This is a genomic window from Enterococcus devriesei, assembly GCF_001885905.1.
In the GTDB taxonomy this organism is placed as follows: domain Bacteria; phylum Bacillota; class Bacilli; order Lactobacillales; family Enterococcaceae; genus Enterococcus_A; species Enterococcus_A devriesei.
This window is the reverse complement of record NZ_JXKM01000003.1, coordinates 324,620-350,089: the sequence shown is the minus strand read 5'-3', so window position 1 is coordinate 350,089 and position 25,470 is coordinate 324,620. Positions and strand designations below refer to the sequence as shown.

The 25,470-nt window shown below is 41.2% G+C and carries 22 protein-coding genes, 1 tRNA gene and 1 riboswitch; of the genes, 14 read left to right on the top strand and 9 right to left on the bottom strand.

Features of this window, described 5'->3' with window-relative positions:
* The first annotated feature begins 159 nt into the window (after nt 1–159).
* The 3 genes from purR (at nt 160) to RV00_RS06305 (ending at nt 3,684) form a co-directional block, all read left to right on the top strand.
* Complete coding sequence (gene purR, locus RV00_RS06315) at nt 160–978, top strand: pur operon repressor (RefSeq protein WP_071861755.1); 819 nt, start codon at nt 160–162, stop codon at nt 976–978.
* Between the two features lie 269 nt (nt 979–1,247).
* Nucleotides 1,248–2,615: a bifunctional UDP-N-acetylglucosamine diphosphorylase/glucosamine-1-phosphate N-acetyltransferase GlmU gene (gene glmU / locus RV00_RS06310; RefSeq protein WP_071861754.1), complete on the top strand. Its 1,368-nt coding sequence runs from the start codon at nt 1,248–1,250 to the stop codon at nt 2,613–2,615.
* A 97-nt stretch (nt 2,616–2,712) separates the two neighbouring features.
* Complete coding sequence (locus tag RV00_RS06305) at nt 2,713–3,684, top strand: ribose-phosphate diphosphokinase (protein ID WP_071858651.1); 972 nt, start codon at nt 2,713–2,715, stop codon at nt 3,682–3,684.
* Nucleotides 3,685–4,549: 865 nt separating this feature from the next.
* On the opposite strand, the gene RV00_RS06300 is transcribed toward RV00_RS06305, so the two are convergent.
* Complete coding sequence (locus tag RV00_RS06300) at nt 4,550–6,052, bottom strand: helix-turn-helix domain-containing protein (RefSeq protein WP_071861753.1); 1,503 nt, start codon at nt 6,050–6,052, stop codon at nt 4,550–4,552.
* Between the two features lie 173 nt (nt 6,053–6,225).
* Here RV00_RS06300 and RV00_RS06295 point away from each other — a divergent pair, with 173 nt between their 5' ends.
* Nucleotides 6,226–6,822 carry a TMEM175 family protein gene (locus RV00_RS06295; RefSeq protein WP_071861752.1) on the top strand — a complete coding sequence of 199 codons (597 nt, stop codon included), beginning with the start codon at nt 6,226–6,228 and terminating at the stop codon, nt 6,820–6,822.
* A gap of 55 nt (nt 6,823–6,877) precedes the next feature.
* Here the strand turns inward: RV00_RS06295 and RV00_RS06290 are convergent, their stop codons facing one another.
* A complete protein-coding gene (locus RV00_RS06290) occupies nt 6,878–7,621 on the bottom strand; it encodes an amino acid ABC transporter ATP-binding protein (protein ID WP_071861751.1) in 744 nt (247 codons plus the stop codon).
* A gap of 171 nt (nt 7,622–7,792) precedes the next feature.
* Nucleotides 7,793–9,391, bottom strand: coding sequence for an ABC transporter permease subunit (locus RV00_RS06285; RefSeq protein ID WP_071861750.1), 1,599 nt, complete (start codon nt 9,389–9,391; stop codon nt 7,793–7,795).
* Nucleotides 9,392–9,517: 126 nt separating this feature from the next.
* Nucleotides 9,518–9,691: riboswitch (Lysine riboswitch) on the bottom strand.
* 238 nt (nt 9,692–9,929) lie between these two features.
* On the opposite strand from RV00_RS06285, the gene RV00_RS06280 reads away from it, so the two are divergent.
* The 3 genes from RV00_RS06280 to RV00_RS06270 are packed head-to-tail and all read left to right on the top strand — an operon-like array spanning nt 9,930 to nt 12,043.
* Nucleotides 9,930–10,628 carry an NAD-dependent protein deacylase gene (locus RV00_RS06280; RefSeq protein ID WP_071861749.1) on the top strand — a complete coding sequence of 233 codons (699 nt, stop codon included), beginning with the start codon at nt 9,930–9,932 and terminating at the stop codon, nt 10,626–10,628.
* 52 nt (nt 10,629–10,680) lie between these two features.
* Nucleotides 10,681–11,523, top strand: coding sequence for a chorismate mutase (locus tag RV00_RS06275; protein ID WP_084133245.1), 843 nt, complete (start codon nt 10,681–10,683; stop codon nt 11,521–11,523).
* Nucleotides 11,516–12,043: a transcription repressor NadR gene (locus RV00_RS06270; protein ID WP_071861747.1), complete on the top strand. Its 528-nt coding sequence runs from the start codon at nt 11,516–11,518 to the stop codon at nt 12,041–12,043. The genes RV00_RS06275 and RV00_RS06270 overlap by 8 nt, the downstream gene beginning before the upstream one ends.
* Before the next feature lie 39 nt (nt 12,044–12,082).
* Here the strand turns inward: RV00_RS06270 and def are convergent, their stop codons facing one another.
* Nucleotides 12,083–12,646 carry a peptide deformylase gene (gene def / locus RV00_RS06265; protein ID WP_071861746.1) on the bottom strand — a complete coding sequence of 188 codons (564 nt, stop codon included), beginning with the start codon at nt 12,644–12,646 and terminating at the stop codon, nt 12,083–12,085.
* A gap of 266 nt (nt 12,647–12,912) precedes the next feature.
* On the opposite strand from def, the gene rpsO reads away from it, so the two are divergent.
* The 4 genes from rpsO (at nt 12,913) to RV00_RS06245 (ending at nt 18,985) form a co-directional block, all read left to right on the top strand.
* A complete protein-coding gene (rpsO, locus tag RV00_RS06260) occupies nt 12,913–13,182 on the top strand; it encodes a 30S ribosomal protein S15 (RefSeq protein ID WP_071861745.1) in 270 nt (89 codons plus the stop codon).
* A gap of 419 nt (nt 13,183–13,601) precedes the next feature.
* Nucleotides 13,602–15,731, top strand: a complete 2,130-nt coding sequence (gene pnp, locus RV00_RS06255; protein ID WP_071861744.1) for a polyribonucleotide nucleotidyltransferase — start codon at nt 13,602–13,604, stop codon at nt 15,729–15,731.
* 475 nt (nt 15,732–16,206) lie between these two features.
* Nucleotides 16,207–18,201, top strand: coding sequence for a KUP/HAK/KT family potassium transporter (locus RV00_RS06250; RefSeq protein WP_071861743.1), 1,995 nt, complete (start codon nt 16,207–16,209; stop codon nt 18,199–18,201).
* 259 nt (nt 18,202–18,460) lie between these two features.
* Entirely contained in the window at nt 18,461–18,985 is a 525-nt protein-coding gene (locus RV00_RS06245; RefSeq protein WP_071861742.1) for a flavodoxin domain-containing protein, read from the top strand.
* A gap of 49 nt (nt 18,986–19,034) precedes the next feature.
* Here the strand turns inward: RV00_RS06245 and RV00_RS06240 are convergent, their stop codons facing one another.
* The 3 genes from RV00_RS06240 to RV00_RS06230 all read right to left on the bottom strand — a co-directional run bounded on the left by RV00_RS06240 (nt 19,035) and on the right by RV00_RS06230 (nt 21,678).
* Nucleotides 19,035–20,411, bottom strand: a complete 1,377-nt coding sequence (locus RV00_RS06240) for an MATE family efflux transporter (protein ID WP_071861741.1) — start codon at nt 20,409–20,411, stop codon at nt 19,035–19,037.
* Between the two features lie 122 nt (nt 20,412–20,533).
* Nucleotides 20,534–20,857 (bottom strand): DUF960 domain-containing protein, encoded by a 324-nt coding sequence (locus RV00_RS06235; protein ID WP_071861740.1) that lies wholly within the window; start codon nt 20,855–20,857, stop codon nt 20,534–20,536.
* A gap of 203 nt (nt 20,858–21,060) precedes the next feature.
* Nucleotides 21,061–21,678, bottom strand: coding sequence for a 50S ribosomal protein L25/general stress protein Ctc (locus RV00_RS06230; RefSeq protein ID WP_071861739.1), 618 nt, complete (start codon nt 21,676–21,678; stop codon nt 21,061–21,063).
* A 526-nt stretch (nt 21,679–22,204) separates the two neighbouring features.
* Between RV00_RS06230 and RV00_RS06225 the strand changes: the two genes are divergently transcribed.
* The 3 genes from RV00_RS06225 (at nt 22,205) to udk (ending at nt 24,316) form a co-directional block, all read left to right on the top strand.
* A complete protein-coding gene (locus RV00_RS06225) occupies nt 22,205–22,921 on the top strand; it encodes a 16S rRNA pseudouridine(516) synthase (RefSeq protein ID WP_071861738.1) in 717 nt (238 codons plus the stop codon).
* An 11-nt stretch (nt 22,922–22,932) separates the two neighbouring features.
* Complete coding sequence (locus RV00_RS06220; RefSeq protein ID WP_071861737.1) at nt 22,933–23,619, top strand: YjjG family noncanonical pyrimidine nucleotidase; 687 nt, start codon at nt 22,933–22,935, stop codon at nt 23,617–23,619.
* 70 nt (nt 23,620–23,689) lie between these two features.
* Nucleotides 23,690–24,316, top strand: coding sequence for a uridine kinase (gene udk, locus RV00_RS06215; protein WP_071861736.1), 627 nt, complete (start codon nt 23,690–23,692; stop codon nt 24,314–24,316).
* A gap of 153 nt (nt 24,317–24,469) precedes the next feature.
* Here udk and RV00_RS06210 read toward each other — a convergent pair.
* Nucleotides 24,470–24,553: transfer RNA gene (locus tag RV00_RS06210), tRNA-Leu, on the bottom strand.
* A gap of 106 nt (nt 24,554–24,659) precedes the next feature.
* Nucleotides 24,660–25,346, bottom strand: coding sequence for a 2,3-diphosphoglycerate-dependent phosphoglycerate mutase (gene gpmA, locus RV00_RS06205; protein WP_071861735.1), 687 nt, complete (start codon nt 25,344–25,346; stop codon nt 24,660–24,662).
* Nucleotides 25,347–25,470: the final 124 nt, after the last annotated feature.

Below are 25,470 nucleotides of genomic sequence, written 5' to 3'. Positions count from 1 at the left end.
GAAAATACTCGAATTTTATTCGCTAAACCCTTATAATGGGAAACGATAAATCAGAATAGAGTGCTATTTGCTTATCATAAGTTTTGTGAGCACAACGAGGAGATTCGTTGAGAATCAAAATTTTTTAATGAATAAAATAAATACTTAGGAGTGAATTATGTGAAAGTGCGTCGAAGTGAACGTTTAATCGACATGACACAATATTTATTGGATCATCCACATGACTTGATCCCATTGACTTTTTTTGCGGCCCGCTACGGTTCGGCCAAGTCTTCCATCAGCGAAGATTTAGCGATTGTTAAAAAAACTTTCAAAGAGCGAGGAACGGGATTTTTAGAAACGATTCCCGGAGCTGCGGGAGGCGTCGTCTTTACACCGAGTATCACCGACGAAGACGCGCGAGAATACATTGAATCCTTAGCTGAACGCTTGTCAGAGGAAGACCGCTTGTTGCCAGGTGGCTATGTGTATTTATCCGATATGTTAGGTCAACCAGACTTATTAAGAAAAGTCGGCCGGATTATCGCTGCACAATATTTAGATAAAAAAGTTGACGCAGTGATGACGGTAGCGACAAAGGGTGTACCAATCGCTCAAGCGGTGTCCTACTATTTGAATGCGCCATTTGTCATCGTTCGTCGGGATTCAAAAATCACGGAAGGTTCAACGGTCAGTGTCAATTACGTTTCTGGCTCGTCTGAACGAATCGAAAAAATGGAGCTTTCAAAGCGCAGTCTAAAACGCGGTTCAAAAGTTTTGATCGTGGATGACTTCATGAAAGGCGGCGGCACCGTCAACGGGATGAAGAGTTTGATCGAAGAATTCGAAGCTGAGTTAGTGGGGATCACGGTCTTTGCGGAATCGAAATTCAAAGGTGAACGGGCCATCGACGACTACAATTCATTGCTATTTGTCCAAGATGTTGATACAAGCACCAAGACGATCACGGTTGTACCAGGTAACTGCTTCGATAAATAAATTCAAAGCTAGTTTTTCAGACTCTCTCCACTTTTTTTAATTGGGAGTCTAATGAGCTAGCCTTTTTTACGTTCAGCTAGTAAAATGATATACGTGTTGAGAATCAGACTTATTTTTTATCTTGGGAAAATAAATCCATTAAAACGAAATAGGATGTCAGTTCTACTTTGAGCTTTAGCCCATTAGTAGAATGATATACGTGTTGAGAATCAAACTTATTTTTCTCTTAGAAAAATAAATCCATTAAAACGAAATAGGAGTGACTTCTTTTGGAAAATCGTTATGCGATTATTTTAGCGGCGGGTAAGGGAACTCGCATGAAATCAAAATTATACAAGGTTTTGCATCCTGTAGCAGGCAAACCGATGGTGGAACATATTATTGAACGAGTAGTTGAGACTGAGCCAACAGAGATTGTGACGATCGTGGGCCACGGGGCGGAAATGGTCAAAGAGCAATTAGGTGACCGTAGCGAATATACGTTGCAAGCAGAACAATTAGGGACTGGGCACGCAGTCATGCAAGCAGCGGAATTTTTAAAAGGTAAGCAGGGCACCACGTTAGTCATCAGCGGCGATACGCCTTTATTAACCACGCAAACCTTGAACAATTTATTTGATTATCATCAAGGCAAGAAGGCTAGTGCCACGATCTTGACCGCTCATGCAGAAGATCCAACGGGCTATGGCCGAATCTTACGTGATCATGTTGGCATCGTTGAAAAAATCGTGGAACAAAAAGACGCAACACCAGAAGAAGCCCGGACACAAGAAATCAACACGGGCACTTATTGTTTTGACAACGAAGAATTATTCGCCGCCCTTGAAAAAATCGGCACGAATAATGCCCAAGGCGAATATTATTTAACCGATATCGTAGAAATCTTAAAAAATGACGGTCAAACAGTCGCAGCGTATCAAACAGAAGACTTTGAAGAATCCCTAGGTGTTAATGATCGTATCGCTTTAGCTAACGCGAATGAAATCATGCGTCGCCGCATCAATCGTCAGCATATGGTCAATGGTGTTACCTTTATCGATCCAGCGTCAACCTACATTGACGCCGGCATTGAGATCGGTTCAGATACGATCATCGAACCCGGTGTACAGCTGCAAGGCAAGACAGTGATTGGCTCTGATTGTGTGATTGGGGCTCATTCAAAGATCGTAGACAGTATCATTGAAGACAATGTTGAGATCAAGTCTTCCGTCTTAGAAGAAGCGATCGTTCGCAAAAATGCGGATGTGGGTCCCCATGCCCATCTACGTCCACAAGCGGATATCGGTGAAAATGCGCATATCGGCAACTATGTCGAAATTAAAAAAGCAACCATCGGAGAAAATACGAAGGTCGGTCATTTAACCTATGTCGGTGACGCAACACTAGGTAAAGATATCAATGTCGGTTGCGGCGTGGTTTTTGTCAATTATGACGGGAAAAATAAACACCATACAACAGTGGGTGATCATGTCTTTATCGGATCGGGAACCAATATTATTGCCCCAGTCACTATCGCAGACAATAGTGTCACAGCGGCAGGTTCAACCATTACAGAAGATGTCAAAGAAGGCGATATGGCTATAGCTCGAGCTCGTCAAGTAAACAAAGCTGGGTATGCCAGTCACTTGCCTTTTTAAGGAAAATCTCTTGATTTCTTAAATGGAAATGACTAGTATTTTATTTGAAATGGTATATAATCGGTAGCGTATGCTTAAAAAGAAAGTGGAGGTCCCCATGTCGAAACATTATTTTGATCCAAGATTGAAAATTTTTGCTTTGAACTCAAATCGTCCCTTAGCTGAAAAAATTGCTGAAGAAGTTGGTGTAGAGCTGGGAAAAAGTTCTGTCACTCAATTTAGCGATGGCGAAATTCAAGTAAATATTGAGGAAAGTATTCGTGGCTGTCATGTCTATGTCGTTCAGTCAACAAGTAGTCCGGTAAATGATAATTTAATGGAACTTTTGATTATGATCGATGCCTTGAAACGCGCGAGTGCAAAAACAATCAACGTCGTAATGCCTTATTACGGTTATGCACGTCAGGACCGTAAAGCACGCGCACGGGAACCAATTACTGCAAAACTAGTTGCCAACATGATTGAAAAAGCAGGAGCAACACGTCTGTTAACGTTAGATTTACATGCTTCACAAATCCAAGGCTTCTTTGATATCCCGGTTGACCATTTGATGGGTGCACCATTGATTGCAGATTATTTCTTAGAAAAAGAAATCTGCGGCGATGATGTCGTAGTTGTCTCACCAGACCACGGCGGTGTAACACGCGCTCGTAAATTAGCCGAATTCTTGAAAGCTCCAATCGCGATCATCGACAAACGTCGTCCGAAAGCGAATGTTGCTGAAGTGATGAACATCATCGGAAAAGTCGATGGCAAAACGTGTGTGATTATCGATGATATGATCGATACAGCAGGTACCATCACACTAGCAGCTAATGCGTTAAAAGAAGCTGGTGCGAAAAAAGTCTACGCTTCATGTACTCATCCCGTTCTATCTGGTCCAGCAATGCAACGGATTCAAGATTCAGCGATCGAGCATTTAGTTGTGACTGATTCAATCTACTTATCAGATGAACGCAAAATCGACAAAATCGATGAAATCAGCGTTGGTGAATTAATGGGCGATGCTATCAAACGCATCCATGAAAATAAACCTGTTAGCCCGTTGTTTGAAACACATAAAAAATAAACTTATTACTAGGCACTCCATGCGGGTGCCTAGTTTTTTGTACTGATAAAGAGATGAAAAAATAAAGCCGTGGATCGTTGGATGACGATCCATGGCTTTTGAAAGTTAAAGTGACAAATTTTTTTTGAGAAAAAGGATTAACGATCTGCTTGCGATTAATAGAAGCCACAGCTAATTCACGTTAAGGGGTTTCATTTTACAGATAAAAAAAGGAGCTCATCGGTGGGTGGCCGATGAGCAAAGGAGTTAAAAAATGAAAAAGTGTTAGGGTTGTTTGTTGGTATGCTTATATAATAGCAACTAGTTGTGAATAAATTGTGAACGATGCTCGACGATAAATAAGATAATAAGTTAAGAAAAAGTAATGGCATTTTAACTGAATTAGTTTTTTCAAACATCCGCAAGCAAAAAAAGAGCTCGTCGGTGGGTGGCCGACGAGCAAAGGAGTTAAAAAATGAAAAAGTGTTAGGGTTGTTTGTTGGTATGCTTATATAATAGCAACTAGTTATGAATAATTTGTGAACTATGAATGTTCGAATATTAAAAAAACTGTAAAGAAATTGGGCTTTTCAATTCATGAGGATAAATAAATTATTTTTTATAAAAAAAGAGCTCGTCGGTGGGTGGCCGACGAGCAAAGGAGTTAAAAAATGAAAAAGTGTTAGGGTTGTTTGTTGGTCTGCATATATAGTAACAACTAGTTATGAAAAAAATGTGATGAAAGACTAGCAAATCCGTTAACTTTAAGAAAAATAAAGTCAATAAGTAATATTAGATTAGTTTTTGGTAAATAGAGTCAAACGTATTTTAGAAAAAAACCGTCCGACAAGAGGAAATAAAAACTCTTGTCGGGCGGTTCATTTTTTTATTCATAGACGCGATTTTTCTTATCGTAGATTCTACGTGATTCGATATACAATGGAACTAATTCATTTTTTGTATAAGGAAAATCTAGTTGATACAATGGAATATGTGGTTTTTCCTTTTTCAATAATGAAGAAGAACTAATGATTAAATCATAATCATCCTTCAATGAAACATCGTAAGGCTCGGCATTGATAAAACGTAAATCTTCTAAAAAGCGATACAGGTCGCGAACAAAGATTGCATTATGCTCCAAAGCAATACCGACACTCAAATTTTTTGCATAAGGGAATTGATTAAAGTACGGCAGCAGCAGTCGTTTGAATCCTCTTGTTAGCATCGGATGAACAGAGCTAATGAAGCTGTAAGAAGGATTGTCTTTAGCCATCTGCATAAAGTTTTGGATATTTTGGAACAGGATGTATTCGCCGCGTGTTTGTTTTTCGTTCGGATCCATCACTAATTCAATGATGCTTGGGAAAGGCTGGCGGAAAATAAAGTAGCCAAACGTGATGTTCAAAAGATTTGATACAACGAGCGGATCATCCATTACTTCAGGACGGTCAGGAAATAGTGCCTTTTTAGCGAACAATCGAAACTCCATCACAAAATCATTGACTGGATTTGGCCGCGCATCAAAATCGTGGATGGCTTGTTTCATACTTGGATCGTCGCGAATCGTGTAAAATGGTGAATAGTGAGCAAGGAAATAAATAAAACTGGATTCCCCTTTGACTTGGCGAGTCGTTAGTGGTTCTTCAATGAGCTCTCGCAATGAAGTGAAATCATAATAAGGATTGTCCTTCATTAAAAAGTTGTAACGAGGATCGTATTTAACGAACTTTTTATTTTTGATGCGGATCAAATTGATACAACTAAATAATTTAATTTCTTGCGTACCAAAATAAGTCCGAGCCAGTGGGTAATAATCTTTATAAGTATTCATGACTTGCTCAAGCTGGTGTTGATCCACGACTAGCGGACATTCAATTCCCCGCGTTCCTAACCATAAAAGATCAAACAACGCTAGACGAATCAAACGTTCATCACCAGACATGCCAGCTTCTGTATATGTAAAACGGATATTGAAACGCTTCAGATGTTTTTTTAATTTATCGATTTTGCGAGAAACGGTCGAGCGACTGACAAAATATTTTTCACAAAATTTTTCGATTGTTGGATTTTCTTCATTCATGAAGTATAAAATGAATTGGAACGGGACTGCTTGTTTCAATAGATGGTAGCGATAAATATCGATCGTCGCAGTGAGATTCTCCAAGTTAACCTTACCTGCACGCATCATGATTGTCTCGTGATTCGGACTGATCTCCGCTAGTTCTTGATCGATTTCGTTTAGCTCAATCACGCTTTGTTGATAATTTAGTTCTAAATCTTCTGATAATTGACTGATCGACAAGATTTGTTTTGTAGATTGGTTTAAATATTTAAAAATATTAAAACGTAAGAGGAGCGACGAATCAAACATAAGTTCCTCATATGACATCTGTTTTCCTCCTTTTATTAAATTACTCTATTAATATGAACTTTTTTAACCAGAATACCTCCTATAATTGTACTTTATTTACACAGAACTGTCAGTTATTAACAGACAAAAAGTGAGTAATTTTATATAGTTAAAAACAAATTTCATGCTATTCTAAGAAAGAAGGTGAAAAAATGACAAAATCCCGTTTAGAAGCATTTACAGATGGTGTAGTAGCGATAGTTTTAACCGTTTTGGTGTTGAATATCCAAATACCAGATGCACCCACGCTGGCTTCTTTGAAAGCTATTACGAATATTTTATTTGCTTACGTCGTCAGTTTTATTTTTGTCGCGGTCATTTGGGTGAACCATCATCGGATGATGCAGATGGCGGAAAAAATCAATTATCGAGTGATTTGGGCAAATATTTTTTGGTTATTTTGGCTAACGTTATGTCCGGCTGTGACAAGTTGGGTTGGTCGCGATCCTGGGGAATTTTGGCCTGAAATGTCCTATGTCATTATTTATACGATGTGGAGTTTTTCTTATGGTATATTGTCTGATCAATTAATCAAGGCGAATGATCCGAACAGCCATGTTGCAAAAGTGCTACGAAGAGATCGTCGCAGCAGAGTGTCAATGGTAATTAATTTCGCGGTGATGGCGGGCGTCTTTATTTTTCCACCAATCGGAATATTTGGCCGCTTTTTAGTTTCGGGTATTTGGGTGATTTCTTACCGTACGGCGAATAGGTACTATGAAAAAATCTTTCATCGAAAGAAAGCGTAGCAAAAAGACTCTGACAGAAGCAGTAATTGCTTTTCTGTCAGAGCCTTTTTTTTGTTTATGGTTCAGGATGCAAGACGCGGTGTAGGAATTCTTTGGTCCGAACCTCTTTTGGATTAACAAAGATATCCTCAGGTGTGCCTTGTTCAGCGATTACACCTTGATCCATGAAGATCACGCGATCGGAAACTTCTTTGGCAAAAGCCATCTCATGAGTGACGATCACCATCGTTAAGCCGCTTTCGGCTAATTTTTTCATGATCTGCAACACATCGCCGACCATTTCTGGATCGAGAGCGGAGGTTGGTTCGTCAAACAGCATCACTTCGGGGTCCATTGATAAGGCCCGAGCGATTGCGACCCGTTGTTTTTGCCCGCCGGAAAGCTGTGCCGGTTTCGCGTCAACGAAACGATCCATGCCAACTTTTTCCAAGTTCTCCAATGCGACTTTTTTCGCTTCCTCTTCTTTCCGGCCTAAGACGGTTACTTGGCCGCTCATACAGTTTTGCAAAACGTTCATATTGTTGAACAAGTTGAAGGATTGAAAAACCATTCCTAAGTGAGTACGGTATTTTGGCAAATTATATCCCGGCGCCAAAACATTTTCACCTTGATACAAAATTTTACCATCTGTTGGTGTTTCTAATAAATTGATGCAGCGGAGAAAGGTTGATTTACCAGAACCAGAGGCGCCGATAATGGTCACGACTTCTCCTTTGTTGACGTTCATACTGATATCTTTTAAGACGAGGTTGTCGCCGAAACTTTTTTTCAAATGCTCGATTGCAATGATATTACTCATAATGATCCTCCTTATTCGATTCAAATGTACTTATTTTTCCGAAGATCAGAAAAATAAGCTCGCTTCTCATGCTTTATATCATGGGATTAACTTGCTAAAGCAAGAGGTAACACCGGCATCCTTCATCAATCTCTGGTTTTCAGAGTTCCTGTTTGAGAAGGTGCTGTTCATTTATTTGTCTTCGCCAACGGCTACATCAACGTCATCTAAACGAACATAAGCGGATGGGCCGTCCATTTTTTTCTCGACTAAGCGTAAGATCCGCGTTGCGGTGAAGGTCAAGACAAAGTAAATCACACAAATAATGAAGTAAGTTTGGAAGAACATGTAGTTCGTTCCGGCTGCGGATTTCCCTTGGAAGAACAGTTCAGAAACTGAAATGATACTTAATACCGAGGTATCTTTGATATTGATGACTAGTTCATTCCCAGTTGCTGGCAAAATATTCCGTAGGACTTGCGGCAAGACGACCTTGCGCATTGTTTGTCCATGAGTCATTCCGATTGCATGAGCGGCTTCGAATTGTCCTTGGTCGACGGCGAAAATCCCACCACGAACGATTTCAGACATATAAGCTCCAGTATTAATCGAAACAATGAAGAGTGCCGCGGCTGTTCGATTCAAATCAATTCCGAAGGCCATCGCGATCCCGTAATAGATTACCGCAGATTGAACGATCATTGGTGTACCCCGGAAAATTTCGATGTAAGCATTTAACAACCAGCCAAACACTTTTTGTAGGCCGCGTTTTGCGCCGTTGTCTGATTCAGGCAAGGTACGGAAGACTCCGACGAGTAAACCAATCAAAGTTCCGACCGTGGTTCCGACGATCGCCAGCAGTAAAGTCACGCCGGTTCCGCGTAAGAACATCGAACCATTTTGTTTTAGGATACGAACAAATACATTTTCTTTTTTACCTGAGCTGCTAGTCGTTTCATCTGATGCGGGTTGGTCTTTAATAGCTTTGTCCATGATTTGTACTCGCTCGTCTTGCGAGATGCCTGCTAAGGTTTGATTGACTTGCGCCATATCAGGATCACCCTTACGCATTCCGACGGAAACTTGCACATCTTCAGGATTGGTTTGGAATCCATTGGCTTTGTCGAATTCCACCATTTTTAAATCAGGATTGACGCTTTCAGCAGTGACCCCTTCAGGTCGCTCACTGACATAACCATCGATGGTTCCGGATTCTAAAGCGACCCGCATCGCTGGGAAATTATCCATGGCTTCCTGTTTTTTAACGCCAGGGATTTGCGGAATCACACCATAGTGAAAGGTGCTTAATTGGGCGGTGATTTTCGCGCCAGAGAAATCTTTAATAGAGGTTGCTTTAGCGTATTTTGTATCTTTACGGGTGACGATAACCAGCTGTGATTCGTAATAAGGATCGGAGAAGTCGACTTCCTTGCGACGTTCAGCAGTTGGGGACATACCGGCGATGATGGCATCGATCTTACCTGACTGCAAAGCGGGTAAGAGCCCGTCCCATTCGGTTTTGACAACGACTAATTTGCGATTCATTTTATCCGCGATTTTTTTAGCCATCTGAACATCATAACCGCCAGCATAGGCTTGGTCTCCTTGAATTTGTACTGCACCATTGCGGTCGTCTTTTTGCGTCCAGTTGAAAGGGGCGTAGCCGGCTTCCATGCCGACCCGTAATTCTCCTTCGGGGGTTTTAGCATCCGCGTGAGTGAGTAGCGGCGCTCCTAAAAATGAAATAACTAATGCGATAAAGGCGATAACTGAAAATTTTCTTCTATTCATAACTTTCTCCCTTTCTTGAAATCACGAGATTGGGTAAGGGTGTCTTTGAAAAATCTACGCAAAAAAAAGCCGCCGATTTGTGTATAAGGCCGCTTGCAGATAATAAGAAGATGGTGTTCCCTCTCACAAAAACATAGCGCAACTTAGCATCACTGCTAAGACAGTCCGCAAGTTATTTGCTTGCGTCCCAACATACAAAACTTAGAGAATTTTGTACATTTCGGCGAAACTTCCTAGTCCTATTTCATCGTGTCTCTACACTCCATAGGGTTAATAAGGTTCGCGACCTCTACCTCATTGTACTGAGGCATCTCGTATTCAGTTATTATGTTTCACAGTCTAAAGGGTAGAAATGAAAAAGTCAATGGAAATCATTTGAAACGAACAAAAAAACGTGCGTATTTTTTAATTATTACCACTTTTTTGTCTGATTGGACAAAAAGAATCGAATAAAACCAGTTTTTATCGCGTAAATAGATTGAAGGATTTTTTTATTTTACCCTGCTTTTATACTATACTTAGTCTTGAGGTGACAGAAATGGAGATCACGATTGATCAAGGGGTACAAATGATTCAAGCGGCGCAAAAGATTACATTTTTGACAGGTGCAGGCGTTTCGACGCCATCTGGAGTGCCGGATTATCGCTCGTTACAAGGTGTTTATCAGGGACTTGAGGCGCCGGAATATTTATTGAGTAATGTTTGTTTGGTGAATGAGCCGCAGAAATTTTACGAATTTGTCAAACATCTGTATCATGAAGAGGCGAAGCCAAATGTGATCCATCAGAGGATGGCGAGATTGGAAGCGGAAAAGGAAGTCTGGACCGTTTCTCAAAATATTGATGGGCTGCACGCAGCAGCTGGTAGCCAGCACTTGGTGAACTTTCATGGCTCGCTGTACGACTGCTATTGCCGCAATTGCCAACAGCCAGTTGTTTGGCAAGATTATTTGCAAAGTGATCGCCATAAAGAGTGCGGTGGACAAATTCGACCAAATATCGTTTTGTATGGCGAAGGCTTTGAAGAATCGGTGATCCAACAGGCAATCCATGCCGTGGAAAAAGCCGAACTTATAGTAATCGTCGGGACAAGCTTTCAAGTCCACCCGTTTTGTGATTTAATTTATGAAAAAAGCAGTGAGGCAAACGTATTGGTGATTAATCAAACACCGATCCAATTAGCTGGTCCTTATGATTTCATCCAGACAAATGGGGTCGCGGTGTTTGAAAAATTGTAGCGTTTTACTTAGATAGAGGATCAAAGCTTCATACGAATGAGGAGGAATGTGCGTGGAGTTAACTGAAAAAGAAAAAATGATCGCGGGAAAATTATATTTTGCCGGCGATCCAGAATTATCGGCAGACCGTAGAGATGCCCGCGTAAAATTACGAGCAATCAATCAAGAGGCAGATAAAGATAAGCGGGAGATTTTTGTCAAAGCAGCCTTTGGTGGGACGAAGAAGCATGTCTACATTGAACCGTCGATTTCCTTTGATTATGGTTACAACATTTTTGTGGGAGAAAATTTTTATTGTAACTTCCACAATGTCTTTCTAGATATTTGTCCGATCACAATTGGGGACAATTGTATGTTTGGGCCGAACGTTCAATTATATACAGCTAGTCATCCGATCGAACCGGCGAAACGCAATAGTGGCTTAGAGCTAGGCAAGCCCATCACGATCGGTGACAATGTTTGGATCGGTGGTTCAGCAGTGATCGTTCCCGGCGTGACACTAGGAAATAATGTCGTCGTTGCAGCTGGAGCTGTGGTGACAAAATCATTTCCCGATAATGTCGTCGTTGGTGGCAATCCAGCACAGATCATCAAAACGATCGAGGAAGAATCAGAACAAGATGCACTCCTGCAAGCACGAGAAAAAATTGATCAGATCGATCAAAAGCTCGTGGCTTTGTTGGAAAAACGCATGTCAGCAGTCAGTGAAATTTCTGCTTATAAAGCACAAACGAATAAAGCAGTTTTAGATCCAAGCAGGGAAGATACGGTCTTGGCAAAAGTAGCTGATGCGGTGAAGGATGAAACGTATCGCGAGGCGATCGTTGCAACTTTTAAAGACATTATGAAACAATCACGAACGTATCAAGAAGGGCGGTTGAAGACGGATGATTGAAGGCGAGCAACGTAAAGCCCAAATTTTAGCCGCGTTGCAGCAAGCAGAAAAGCCCATCAGCGCTAGTAGCTTCGCTAAAAAATTTGGCGTTAGCCGACAGATCGTTGTTGGTGATGTTGCCTTGTTGCGGGCTTCCGGCGAAAATATCATCGCAACGGCACGAGGCTATTTATTAGAGCGGGAATCAGAAAAATTAATCAGTAAGATCGCGGTCCAACATGATCGCTCACAGGCAGAAACGGAGTTGCGCACAATCATTGATCAAGGTGGAGAAGTGATCGATGTGATCGTAGAACATCCCTTGTATGGTGAACTAGCCGGTGGGTTGCATTTGACGACCCAAAAGGATGTCGATCGCTTTTTGAATCAAGCGCAAAAAAATCAAGCGGCCTTCCTATCTGAATTAACTGATGGTATTCACTTGCATACGATCGCTTATGATTCTTTGGAAGATTTAGCCAAAATCAAACAAGCTCTTTCAGACAAAGGAATCTTATATGAAGAAAACCGTCACGCATAAACGTGACGGTTTTAAACTAGCTAGCTATGGGAATGATCATTAATCAATGACTAAGACGCCATCTTTTAATTTCAATGGATTCTTTTCATCGATGTGATCGTAGAACATGATGCCGTTGATATGATCGATCTCATGTTGAACGACGATAGCATTATAATTCTTCAAGCGAATCTTATGTTTTTCGCCTTCTGCGTCAAAATAAGAAACCGTGATTCGAGCTGCTCGTACGACGTAGCCAGGAACTTCGCGATCGACTGATAAACAGCCTTCACCTTCACCTAGGCAAGCTTCTTGAACAGAATGGCTCAAAATTTTTGGATTGTACATCACGGTGCTGATGCCGCTCTCTGGTTTTTCCGGATCGATGCTAGGCACATGAACGGCGATGATCCGTTTTGAAATATCTAATTGGGGCGCCGCTAAACCGACACCACCGCGTAAATGTAGTTCTTCTGCTTTCTCGGGATCTTGACTATTTTTAAGAAATTGCAGCATTTCTTTTCCAAGTTCCACGTCTTCAGCAACTGGAGGAATCGGGACTTCTTTGGCGACAGCCCGCAAGGTCGGATGGCCTTCCCGAATAATATCATCCATTGTGATCATTAAAAAATCTCCTCTCAAGACATGATTTCATCACGTAAGTTTAACACAAAAAGTAAATCAGGTAAAAAAACTGTTTTTTCCAAATTCATTCCTTAAAAAAATTGTAATGATTATAAAAGACCCGCTTAAATTGCTATACAGCTTGATTTTTTAGAACAAATCAAGTAAAGTGTTAGAGTGTGCAAAGCACACCACCTATCACTTGGTTGGGCGATTCACCAACGCTTTACTCAGTCATAGGAAAAAATCAGAAAGAGGTGAAAAACATGGCAATCTCAAAAGAACGTAAAAACGAAATCATCAATGATTTTGCACGCCATGAAGGAGATACTGGTTCTCCAGAAGTACAAATCGCTGTATTAACGGAAGACATCAATCAACTGAATGAGCATGCACGTATCCACAAAAAAGACCACCATTCATACCGTGGCCTTATGAAAAAAATTGGACATCGTCGTAACTTGTTAGCTTACTTACGTAATACTGACATCCAACGTTACCGTGAATTAATCCAACGTCTAGGACTACGTCGTTAATTCGTACAACTATGAAAGTGAGGTTCCTAGGAATCTCACTTTTTTTTGACAGTTGCGCTTTTTCCAGCTTGTCTGGTGAAGAAGAAAAACAAGAAAGTTATTATAAACTATTGTTTTAGCAGTATAGCGCAATGTTATGCGTACGAATATCAAACTTATTTTTCGTGGGTTTCGAAAAAGGATTACCGTAAAACGAGTTAGCTACGCTTCAAGATCCTCGCCATTTTAAGTTGAGAATCCGTGGCGAAAATTTATTTATTGTAATTATCTGAGTTCAACTCAGAAAAAATAAAAAACCTTTGATTGGCGTGTTGTTCACTCTACTAACCAAATGGAAGTGGCTAAATAATTCAGCAAAAATGTTCGCTGTTTCCATTTGTTTAGTAGCGTCGCACTGGTCAAAGGGCAAAGGAGAAGTTATGTCAGAAAAACAAGTTTTCAAAACCACTTGGGGCGGACGCCCTCTGCAAGTTGAAATCGGTCAACTTGCCAAACAAGCCAATGGTGCTGTTTTAGTACGTTATGGTGACACTGTTGTATTAAGTGCTGCAGTTGCTTCAAAAGAAGCGAAGGATTTCGACTTTTTCCCATTAACCATCAACTATGAAGAAAAAATGTACGCAGTAGGTAAAATTCCTGGCGGTTTCATTAAGCGTGAAGGTCGTCCAAGTACGGATGCAACGTTGACGGCTCGTTTGATCGACCGTCCAATCCGTCCGATGTTCGCAGATGGCTTCCGTAACGAAGTTCAAGTAACCAACGTGGTTATGAGTGTGGAACAAGATTGCTCGCCATCAATGGCAGCGATGTTTGGTTCTTCATTGGCGTTATCGATCTCTGATATCCCATTCGAAGGCCCGATCGCTGGTGTCGATGTTGGCCGCGTGAATGGGGAATACGTCTTGAACCCAACTGTGGAACAACATGCAGAGTCAGATATCGACTTGACGGTTGCCGGAACCAAACAAGCCATCAACATGGTGGAATCTGGCGCGAAAGAAGTTTCTGAAGAAGATATGTTAGGCGCCTTGCTATTCGGCTTTGACGCAATCAAAGAATTAGTGGCTTTCCAAGAAGAAATCGTTGCCGCTGTCGGCAAAGAAAAAATGGAAATCAAATTGTTGCAAGTTAATCCTGAACTTAAAAAAGAAATCTTCGACGGCTACTATCAAACAATGAAAACAGCTGTAATGACCATGGACAAATTGGCTCGTGAAGACGAGATCGAAAAAGTCAAAGAAACGGTCAAAGAAGTTTACGCAGAAAAATTTGCTAACATCGAGACAGAAGATTTAGTTCAAATTACGAAAGAAGTCAAACAAATCGCGGAAGATCTTGAAAAAGATGTGGTACGTGAATTGATCACGATTGATAAGATTCGTCCTGATGGCCGTAAATTGGATGAAATTCGTCCATTAGCCGCTGAAACGGGCTTATTGCCACGGGTTCACGGTTCAGGTTTATTCACGCGGGGACAAACGCAAGCTTTGTCTGCTTGTACGTTAGCTCCTTTAGGCGAACATCAAATCATTGATGGCCTTGGAACTGTTGAAAGCAAACGATTCATCCATCATTATAATTTCCCACAATTCTCTGTTGGTTCAACTGGACGCGCAGGTTCTCCTGGTCGTCGTGAAATTGGACACGGAGCATTAGGTGAACGTGCTTTGGCACAAATTATTCCAAGTGAAGAAGACTTCCCTTACACAATCCGTTTAGTAGCCGAAGTTTTAGAATCCAACGGTTCATCTTCGCAAGCAAGTATCTGTGCCGGAACTTTGGCATTGATGGACGCTGGTGTGCCAATTAAAGCACCCGTTGCAGGGATCGCAATGGGACTTGTCTCTGATGGCGAAAACTACACGATCTTGACTGATATTCAAGGTTTGGAAGATCACCTTGGCGACATGGACTTTAAAGTTGCCGGAACAAAAGACGGAATCACTGCTTTACAAATGGATATTAAAATTCAAGGGATCACAGAACAAATTCTTTCTGAAGCCCTAACACAAGCCAAACAAGCCCGGATGGAAATCCTTGAAGTCTTGACTGATACAATCGCAGCACCACGCGAAAAATTAAGCCCATACGCTCCGAAGATTGAAATGATTCAAATCGATCCAGATAAGATCAAAACAGTTATCGGTAAAGGCGGCGATACCATCAACGGTATCATCGAAGAAACTGGCGTGAAAATTGACATCGATCAAGACGGCAATGTCAGCATCGCTTCTTCTGATGCAGAGATGATCAAGAAAGCCATCAAGATCATTGAAGAATTAACCAAAGAAGTTAAAGTCGGCGAAGTTTACTTAGGTAAAGTCGTTCGGATCGAAAAATTCGGCGCATTTGTCAACTTGATTAAAGGAAAAGACGCATTAGTTCATATTTCTCAATTAGCGAACGAACGTGTGAATAAAGTTGAAGATGTGGTTAAATTAGGCGACGAAGTACTTGTAAAAGTTACAGAAATCGACCGTCAAGGCCGGGTCAACGCTTCTCGTAAAGCAATGTTAAAAGAAGAAGAAACCAAAAAAGACGAAAAATAATTCGCTCGATGACGTTTTTCTTTGACAAATGGCTCTCTAAACCGGATAATACCTTTAAGTTTTAGGGGAGTAGCAACATAGAGTCCGCTCTATGCTTTTAGATCAACATCAAGTGCTGTGCACTGGTCTATCAGATAATTTGCAAGACCTAAACAATAGTGAAAGCTGTTGTTTAGGTCTTGTTTTTGCGAGTTGAACTTTTGCAGTTTAAAAAAGTATGAGGAAAGTATAGTGATACATCCTTGTTAATGTAACAAGCACTTTAGTTCAATCGTATGCGTGGCAAGGCTAGGTTTATTTTTCCGGTTTTTGGGAAAATGAATTCCTTAAAACGAGCTAGCTGTCAGTTCTGCTTTTCGCAATTATCGGTAGACGTAAGCTTAGCGCTAAAACGACCAACATTTTTTTTTTAGCTTTAGCAATTATTCAACCAATTTTTTGAAGTTATTTTGATTATCGATCAGGAGCGTGTGTAATGGAAAAGAAAAAGAGTCATACAAAGAAATTATCAGCGGCAGGCTTGCTGATCGCGATGGGCGTGGTGTATGGCGACATCGGAACGAGTCCTTTGTATGTAATGAAGGCGATCTTGGAAGAAAACGGTGGAATCAGTACGGTCACCAATGATTTTGTTTTAGGAGCAGTATCGTTAGTTTTTTGGACAGTCATGCTGCTGACGACGGTCAAATATGTGTTGATCGCTTTACGGGCGGACAATCATGGTGAAGGCGGGATTTTCTCGTTGTATACTTTAGTCAGAAAAGGTGGCAAGTATTTGATTGTACCAGCCATGATCGGCGGTGCGGCATTACTTGCTGACGGCGTGTTGACCCCAGCTGTGACAGTAACCACTGCCATTGAAGGTCTGCGCGGCATTCCTGATTTTTATCAAGAGTTTGGTAATAATCAAAACATTATTGTGATCATCACGTTGGTCATCTTGCTCTTTTTGTTTTTGATTCAGCGTTTTGGGACAGATTTTGTCGGTAAGGCTTTCGGACCCATCATGTTCTTGTGGTTCACTTTTTTAGGCTTGATGGGACTGTTGAATATTCCCTATGACTTCAGTGTGATTAAAGCAATCAATCCTTATTATGCCGTGCATTTATTATTCAACCCAGATAATAAGATGGGAATCTTTATTTTAGGCAGTATTTTCCTAGCAACGACCGGTGCCGAGGCTTTGTATTCCGATCTAGGTCATGTCGGCAAAAAAAACATCCATTTCAGCTGGCCCTATGTTTTGATGTGTTTGATGTTGAATTACGCGGGGCAAGCCGCTTGGATCTTACATTCAAAAGGCAACGTATCGGTTGAAAGAATCGAAAATTTGAATCCCTTCTTCCAAATTTTACCCGATGGTTGGATGATCTTCGGTGTGGCGTTTGCGACCGTTGCCGCGGTGATTGCGTCACAGGCGTTGATTTCTGGTTCTTTTACGTTAGTTTCCGAAGCGATCAAATTGAAATTATTACCAAGAATGCGGATCATGTATCCGGGGAAAAGTATCGGTCAAATGTATATCCCGGCAATCAACCTGATCCTATGGGGCGCATGTTCATTGATCGTCTTGACCTTCCGCACGTCTAGCCATATGGAGGCGGCGTATGGTCTGTCGATTACAGTGACGATGCTGATGACGACTTTCTTGTTGTATCATTATTTATTACAAACAGGAACTCCGAGAGTTTTAGCGACGGTGATGTTAGTCTTTTTCGGTACATTAGAAGGCTTCTTCTTTATCTCAAGTATTACTAAATTTTTCCATGGCGGGTTTGTCGCTGTGGCGATGGCGCTGCTGATTCTTGCGGTGATGTATATTTGGCATCGTAGCAATCGGGTGCAGGAGAATGCCAGTCAAGATGTGCGCTTTAAAGACTATTTACCACAGCTGCAAGAACTTCATGATGATGATAAGATTCCTTATTATCAAACCAATGTCGTCTTTTTAGTTCCACGTTTGGAAGGGGACGAGATTCCGCAGCAATTTATTTATTCGATTTTAGACAAACGCTTGAAGCGAGCGAAGGCCTATTGGTTTGTCAATGTGGAAGTAACCGATGAGCCTTATACCGAAGAATACAGTGTGGATATGATGGGAACTGATTTTATCGTGAAGGTGAAATTGTATCTAGGATTCCGAATCGCGCAAGATGTAAATGTTTATTTGCGGCAAATCATCCATGATTTAATGAAAGAAGGTCGTTTGCCAAAACAGCCTCAGCATTATTCATTGACCCCGGGCCGCCAAGTCGGCGATTTCCGTTTCGTAATGATCCAAGAAGAACTTTCAAATATTACGAAACTGGCAAAATGGGATCGGCAAGTGATGCAGGCACGGTTGGCGATTAAACATCATACCGTTTCACCGGAACGCTGGTTCGGCATCGAATACAGTGAAGTAACTTATGAGACGGTACCATTGATCGTCGGCGAAACCCGCAAAACCTGGTTAAAAGAACGCAAATAAGAATCTATCAGGGAGCTGGGACATTCATTTGTCTCAGCTCCTATTCATATATAAAGGGTGTGACAGAAGTAGCTTCTTCGGAAATAAGCCGATCACTTGTGTCCCAACTTCTTTTTGTCAGTTCTTTTTTGCATGAGACTAAAGTTGGAAGAAATGACACACATTATAAGGTACACTAGATTAAAGGAATTAAACTAGATCGTATGTGTGAAGCAACTTTTGTTAAACGAACAAGCTAGGCAAAAAAGGAGGTAACAAGATGGCACTAATTGTTTATGGGACACAATATGGTACGAGTAAACAATACGCGGAGGAATTAGCAGCGATTACGGGTGACCCTGTGATCGATTGCCAGCAATTACCGAAGGAGCTGCCTGAAGCTCATGTGATTTTTGTTGGTTCGGTGTATGTTGGACGGATGACCGGACTGAAAAAAGTCTTGCAGGCTTTAGCTTCAGCGAAAAATGAACTGACGATCGTGACTGTTGGGATGACGGATTCGATTAGTGAAGAACTAGTAGCGGGGATTCATCAGCCGATTGCGGCAAAGGTGGCGGAGAAAAGAATTACCTTGCGAGGTTGCTATCATTTGCAAGGGAAAGTGAATTACGAGGGGTTGGCGCTGAAACATAAACTAGTCATCAAACCGATGGTAGCAGCTTTTAAGAAAAAGCCAGCCAATGAATTGGATGAGCAAGCGAAAATGTTGCTGCAGGCTTTTGATCAAACAAACGCAAATGAGCCAGCAATCGATTTTGCTGCTTTGGCGGAAAGAATGAAATAGCTATAAAAAAAGACGAAATTCCCATTCATTGGGAGTTTCGTCTTTTTGGTTAGTGCTCTAAACCAATTTCTGAAGTTTCGATCATTTGTTGCTGTTGATCTAATTGTTTTAATTGACGCATCGCTTTGAAGTAAGAAGCTAATAAAACAGCGACCGAACCGATCCAAGCTAAGGGTGAAGCAAAAGCTGCACCGGCAAAACCAAAGGAGTGAGTCAAAATAATCGCTGCGAAGGACCGCATAATCAATTCCATCATACCGGCGATCGTTGGGATCTTTGCTTGGCCTAAGCCTTGCAAGGTATAACGTAAAATGAAAAGACCGGCCAAGACCCAGTAAAGCGAGCCGTTGATGTTGAAATATGTTTGTGCTAATTCAAAGACATGTGTCTCACTTGGAGCAACGAACAAAGAAACAAAAGCTCGACCACAGGTAATCACTAACGTTCCGGCTAAAATGCTAAAGGCGCCACTCATTAATAAGCCTTGCTTCACCCCTTGGATGATCCGGCCATATTGTTTGGCACCAAGATTTTGTGCCGTGAAAGTTGCCATAGTGATCCCGAAGGACATCATAGGCAGGACCGCGAATTGATCGATCCGACTTGCAGCAGCTTGGGCAGCAACGACATCCGTTCCTAAGGTATTAAGGGCCGATTGTAAAACAACGGCGCCAATAGCGATGATGGAAGATTGGAAGCCCATAGGTAATGCAGCCTTCAAATGGATTTGGAAATCTTCTTTATCAAAAGAAAAATGTTTGCGGCTGATTTGCAGCAGCGGAATTTTCCGACGAATGAACCAAACACATAATAAACTAGCAAAAACTTGAGCAATGACGGTAGCATAACCAGCACCAGCAACCCCCATATGGAAGTGAATGATAAAAATCAAATCCAAAATGACGTTAACAACAACCGCGGAGGCTAAGAAAACTAGCGGTGTCCGACTATCACCTAACGCGCGTACCATATTAGATAAAAGATTGAAGCTCATGGAAGCGAAGATCCCAGCTAATAGAACAGAGATAAAATCTTGGGCGGGCTTCAACAATTCAGGGGGTGTTTGCATCAAAAGCAACAAGGGACGTAAGAAGATCAAGCTTAGGGTCGTCAGAATAACTGTGACACCTAGACTGATCACAATGGAGGTAGCAAAACTTTTCCGAACACCTTGTGCGTCTTTTGCGCCAAAGCGTTGAGCCGTAATGATGGACAATCCCGAAGTCAGACCTTGAGCAAACCCGATGATCAAGAAGCTGACGCTCCCTGTAGCACCGACAGCGGCCAGAGCATCTTTACCTAATGTCTGACCAACAACAAGCATATCCACCATACTGTAAAATTGCTGAAAAACATTTCCGACAAATAAGGGCAATGTAAACAATAAAATCAATTTCGCTGGATTTCCATGAGTCAATTCTTTCATTATTTTCCTGCTTTCTAAATAAATTTTCTGCTTGATATTACCACAAAATTTTCTGAAAGCAAGGGTCTGGCTCGAAAAAGTAAAAAAAAGAGACAACCCTTAAGAAAAGGTTGTCTTCTGGATTAGCGTTGACGAATCTCACTTGGTAATAAAATGGTTTGGCGACTGCCGTCATCGTATGCATAGACCTCTTGTGGGAATTCATTAGAAAAACCAAACGGCAGATCAATTCCCATTTCAACATCGTTGTCTTCTTGCGAGAATTGCATCGTGACCCGACCATTATTGTTGATTAAATCAAAACTTAACATATTGTCTAATGGGATCAAGCCCTTCAAGTCTAAGTCAATGATATACCAGATACTATCTATCAGCTCGCCTGGCAAGCTGGACACCACACCGACAGAGGCATACCGACTTTTTTTTGAATCAAAAGTTTCAAACATAGATTTTTCCTCCTTTAGTTGGAATCACTTACTTATAGTATAACTTAAAGTAAGCTTGTAGTGACTTATTGTAATTCTTTTTATTAAAAAAGACCACTCATAGTACTTGGAGTCTGAAAAACTAAAAAACTTTCTTAAGACAAAGAGGATTGAGAGAAAATAAAAAAGAGGCGTAGCAAATGATTGCCCGCCTCATTCATTACTTATTCTGCTGCGTCTTCACCAATTACTTCTGGTTCAGCACCTTCAGCTGCAGGTTCTTCTTCAGGAACTTCTTGTGCTTCTTGGATTGATGCGATTTGTTCTTCAGCATCTGTTACGATCGTGTAGTCCGCGTTTTTAGGAAGATCGCCGATTGAAATTGAATCGCCGATTTCTAAACCAGAGATATCTACGTCGATTCCTTCTGGTAATTTTTCTGGTGTTGCAGAAATCGTTACGGTGTAAAGTGTTTGTGTTAAGATACCGCCTGCTTTCACCCCAGCAGCGTCGCCAACTAAGTTTAGTTCTGTTTCAGCTTCTGTTTCTTCAGAAAGGTTAACGGATAATAACTCGATATGTGTTAAATGACGAGTAAAGGTATCCGTTTGGGCATCACGCAATAAGGCGTTGACTTTCTTGCCACCAAGTTCAAAAGCGAATACAGTGTTTGTTCCGTTTTCCCGAAGTAATTTTGAGAATTCACGTTCGTCGATAGCGATCGGTGTGCTTTCCACCTTGTAGCCATTTACGACTGCGGGAACTTTTCCTTCGTGACGCAATTTGTTGCGTAGGGAACGGGGACGTGTTGCTCTTTCTTCTACTTTCAATGATACTGCCATAACCAAATTCCTCCTTAAAATGTGACTGTCTGTGGTTGACTAGACAGGTTTTATTCAAGTGATGGGTTATTCTCAGCACGATGGCTTTACGTAAAAATACGCAAAAGGACAGCTGTTTACGCAGCTGTCCCAAAAAAGTCTAAGTTCAACTTTCTCTACCAGGTCATTACGCTGTGTATGAGAAACCTTTGACACGTAACGTGTCGATTCACTTAATTTTTAATGCAAATCTCTGACTTGCATAATTAAATTCTAGGACTTCTGTCATTAAAAAGCAAGCGGAAGGGGTTCGAAAAAAGTTTTGGGTTTCTTTTAAGCGAGTTGGAATATAGGATTGAGCCTTGTATTCAAGGGATTTGACTACGTATCTTTTAGTTGCGAAAGTTTTAAAAAAATGGTTCTAGCCTTGGCATCGTAAAAGAAAATCAGCCGCAGTTTTACTAATTTTGGAAAAATCATCCCTTTTAGCTGAGATAGCTGGAAAATTTCTGTATAATGAAGCCGATATGTTTGAAGGAGTTTAGCCATGCGTTTAGATAAATTAATCGAAGAACAATTACACACGAGTCGCAAAGAAATGAAACGACTCTTTTTAAGTAGAAAAGTTTTGATTGATGATCAGTTGGAAATGAATCCTCAGCTGAATGTGGATAGTCGGCTGCATAAGATTGAAGTCGCTGGACAACCGCTACAAACCAAGCATGTCTATTATTTGTTGAACAAACCGGCGGGGGTAGTCACTGCCAAAAAAGACGCACGGTTTCAGACAGCCACTGAATTAGTCACGAAACATGAACGGCCGGCTGATTTATATCCGGTGGGTCGACTCGATCGCGATACGACTGGTTTATTATTATTAACAGATAACGGCCAGTTAGGCTATGCTCTTTTACAGCCAGGCTCAAAGGTTGAAAAAACCTATCTTGCCACTGTGAATGAAAAAGTTACGGCTGAGGATGTTGCCGCTTTTGCACAAGGAATCGTTTTTCATGGTGGGATTGTTTGCCAACCCGCCAAGCTAGAGGTTCTGTCTGTAGGGGCGAATGAATCCCGCGTTCGTTTGACCATTCAAGAGGGCAAGTTCCACCAAGTCAAAAAAATGTTCTTAGCCTGTGGCAAAAAAGTCACGGCTTTATCACGCGTAGCAATGGGTCCCTTACGTTTGCCGCCGGAACTTTTGGCGGGGGAGTATCGCGGGTTAACAGAATCAGAATTACAACAATTAAAAAAATATTTTAGATAGAAGGTTTGTTTATGCGTTACGAAACAATTTTATTTGATATTGATGATACCTTATTAGATTTTAAAGCAGCCGAAGAGCAAGCGTTGAGCTGGCTATTCCAAGACATGGATGTGGAACCTTCGCTATCGGTCAAAAATGCTTATAAAAAAATGAACCAAGGTTTTTGGCGAGATCATGAGGCTGGATTACTTTCACGGCAGGATTTGTTAGACAATCGTTTTCGCTTGTTTTTTGAACAATATGATCGAGAAGTCGATGGCCCAAAAACAGAAGCGCGCTATCGTCATTACTTAAATCAAGGGCACCAGCTGATGGAGAACAGTTTGGAGGTCGTTCAGCAATTAAGCCAAAAAGAAGAGCTGTATGTTGTGACCAATGGCGTCTCTGCCACGCAGCATCAACGCCTGGAAAAATCTGGTTTGGCTCCCTATTTCAAAAAGTTTTTTATTTCTGAAGAGATGGGCGTGCATAAACCTATGAAGGAATTTTTCGATCAAGTCTTTGCTGAGATTCCTCAAATCAATAAAGAAAAGACCGTGATCATTGGCGACTCCTTAACGTCGGACATCAAAGGTGGACAGGTGGCAGGGATCGATACGATTTGGATGAATCCCGCGCAAAAAGCGGCGACGATCATTGAACCAACGTATCAGATTAGAGAATTAACCGACCTTTATCAGATTTTAGAAGATTTTTGATATTTTGATAGTAATTTGACCGTGTTTCGCTATAATAGGACTAATGAAAAACGAAAGAGGTTTTATTTACATGAAAAACAAGCCGATCATTATTGGTGTAACGGGCGGATCTGGAAGTGGAAAAACAAGTGTCAGCCGCGCGATTTACAATCGGTTTCCTAATCATTCGATCATGATGCTGGAGCACGATTCTTATTATAAAGACCAAAGCGATATCAGCTTTGAAGAACGTCTAACAACAAATTACGATCATCCTTTTGCTTTTGATACGGATTTGCTGATTGAACACTTAAAAGAATTAACCAATTATCAATCGGTAGAAGTGCCGATCTACGATTACGTAGCCCATACGCGCAGTAGTGAAGTGTATGTTCAAGAACCCAAAGAAGTGATTATTCTAGAAGGAATTTTGATTTTAGAAGATGAACGTCTGCGGGACATGATGGATATTAAAATTTACGTTGATACGGACGATGACATTCGGATCATTCGCCGGATTAAACGGGATATGAACGAACGCGGCCGGACATTAGAATCAGTTATCGAACAATATTTGACCGTTGTCAAACCGATGTACCACCAGTTCATCGAACCAACTAAACGCTACTCAGATATCATCGTGCCAGAAGGCGGCGAAAATCACGTAGCGATTGACTTGATCGCGACCAAAGTTGCCAGTTTTTTAAATCATGAATAAAAGAACGGGTTCGACAGCATTTGTCGGACCTTTCTTTTACACAAAAAGGGTATCTCGGAAATGATTTCCGAGATACCCTTTTGCCAGTTTTGTGAACTAGCTTTTTCGCTTACCGCTCAAAAACTGGGCGAGTTCGCAAAACTTTTATTGTGATGCGGCCGAGAAGACTCGAACTTCCACGGTATTGCTACCACTAGCGCCTGAAGCTAGCGCGTCTGCCAATTCCGCCACGACCGCAAATAAAGTACTTTTCTATTTTAGCACAAAAAAATATTCATGCCAGCTTTTGAATACGATCAAAAAAAATCCCGACTCACAAGCGAGCCGGGAAAAAATTTATATTTTATAAATAGTATTTTTTAGCAACAGTTAAGTCATCGTTCAAGTCATAAACCAATGGTTGACCTGTTGGGATTTCTAAGTCCATGATGTCTTCGTCAGAAATACCTTCAATGTGTTTAGCTAATGCACGTAGTGAGTTACCGTGAGCAGCAACTAAAACCGTTTTGCCGTCTTTCAAAGCAGGAGCGATTTCGTCTTGCCAGAAAGGTAATGCGCGTTCCAAAGTAACTTTCAAGTTTTCGCCACCAGGAATGTCGCGAGGGTCTAACATTGAATAACGACGGTCTTGAGCTGCTGAACCTTCGTCAGTTGCTTCCATCAATGGAGGCAATACGTCGTATGAACGGCGCCAGATGTGAACTTGTTCATCTCCGTATTTTTCAGCGGTTTCTTTTTTGTTCAATCCTTGTAATTTACCGTAGTGACGTTCGTTTAAGCGCCAAGATTTGATCGTTGGTACCCAAAGTTGGTTAGAGTATTCTAAAATGTAGTCACAAGTTTTGATCGCACGAGTTAAAACAGAGGTATAAGCTACATCAAATTCAATTCCTGCTTCTTTGATTTTACGGCCGCCTTCTTTTGCTTCTTCGACACCTTCTGGAGCCAAATCAACGTCTGCCCAGCCAGTAAATTGGTTCAATTTGTTCCATTCACTTAAGCCGTGACGAGAAAAAACTAATTTTGGCATATTATTCTCTCCTTTTGAAATTTCTGAAATTTTCAATTCCTGAATCATTGTACAATTTTTTTAGCGAGATTTCCATTAAATCGCGTGTCTTTTCGATTAATTAGGGAAGATTTACAAATTATCT

What these genes read in the sequence shown, in the direction of transcription:
- RV00_RS06305 (WP_071858651.1), top strand. Translation starts at nt 2,713, where the DNA reads ATGTCGAAACATTATTTTGATCCAAGATTGAAAATTTTTGCTTTGAAC.
- RV00_RS06300 (WP_071861753.1), bottom strand. Translation starts at nt 6,052, where the DNA reads ATGTCATATGAGGAACTTATGTTTGATTCGTCGCTCCTCTTACGTTTT.
- RV00_RS06295 (WP_071861752.1), top strand. Translation starts at nt 6,226, where the DNA reads ATGACAAAATCCCGTTTAGAAGCATTTACAGATGGTGTAGTAGCGATA.
- RV00_RS06290 (WP_071861751.1), bottom strand. Translation starts at nt 7,621, where the DNA reads ATGAGTAATATCATTGCAATCGAGCATTTGAAAAAAAGTTTCGGCGAC.
- RV00_RS06285 (WP_071861750.1), bottom strand. Translation starts at nt 9,391, where the DNA reads ATGAATAGAAGAAAATTTTCAGTTATCGCCTTTATCGCATTAGTTATT.
- RV00_RS06280 (WP_071861749.1), top strand. Translation starts at nt 9,930, where the DNA reads ATGGAGATCACGATTGATCAAGGGGTACAAATGATTCAAGCGGCGCAA.
- RV00_RS06270 (WP_071861747.1), top strand. Translation starts at nt 11,516, where the DNA reads ATGATTGAAGGCGAGCAACGTAAAGCCCAAATTTTAGCCGCGTTGCAG.
- def (WP_071861746.1), bottom strand. Translation starts at nt 12,646, where the DNA reads ATGATCACAATGGATGATATTATTCGGGAAGGCCATCCGACCTTGCGG.
- rpsO (WP_071861745.1), top strand. Translation starts at nt 12,913, where the DNA reads ATGGCAATCTCAAAAGAACGTAAAAACGAAATCATCAATGATTTTGCA.
- pnp (WP_071861744.1), top strand. Translation starts at nt 13,602, where the DNA reads ATGTCAGAAAAACAAGTTTTCAAAACCACTTGGGGCGGACGCCCTCTG.
- RV00_RS06250 (WP_071861743.1), top strand. Translation starts at nt 16,207, where the DNA reads ATGGAAAAGAAAAAGAGTCATACAAAGAAATTATCAGCGGCAGGCTTG.
- RV00_RS06245 (WP_071861742.1), top strand. Translation starts at nt 18,461, where the DNA reads ATGGCACTAATTGTTTATGGGACACAATATGGTACGAGTAAACAATAC.
- RV00_RS06240 (WP_071861741.1), bottom strand. Translation starts at nt 20,411, where the DNA reads ATGAAAGAATTGACTCATGGAAATCCAGCGAAATTGATTTTATTGTTT.
- RV00_RS06235 (WP_071861740.1), bottom strand. Translation starts at nt 20,857, where the DNA reads ATGTTTGAAACTTTTGATTCAAAAAAAAGTCGGTATGCCTCTGTCGGT.
- RV00_RS06230 (WP_071861739.1), bottom strand. Translation starts at nt 21,678, where the DNA reads ATGGCAGTATCATTGAAAGTAGAAGAAAGAGCAACACGTCCCCGTTCC.
- RV00_RS06225 (WP_071861738.1), top strand. Translation starts at nt 22,205, where the DNA reads ATGCGTTTAGATAAATTAATCGAAGAACAATTACACACGAGTCGCAAA.
- RV00_RS06220 (WP_071861737.1), top strand. Translation starts at nt 22,933, where the DNA reads ATGCGTTACGAAACAATTTTATTTGATATTGATGATACCTTATTAGAT.
- udk (WP_071861736.1), top strand. Translation starts at nt 23,690, where the DNA reads ATGAAAAACAAGCCGATCATTATTGGTGTAACGGGCGGATCTGGAAGT.
- gpmA (WP_071861735.1), bottom strand. Translation starts at nt 25,346, where the DNA reads ATGCCAAAATTAGTTTTTTCTCGTCACGGCTTAAGTGAATGGAACAAA.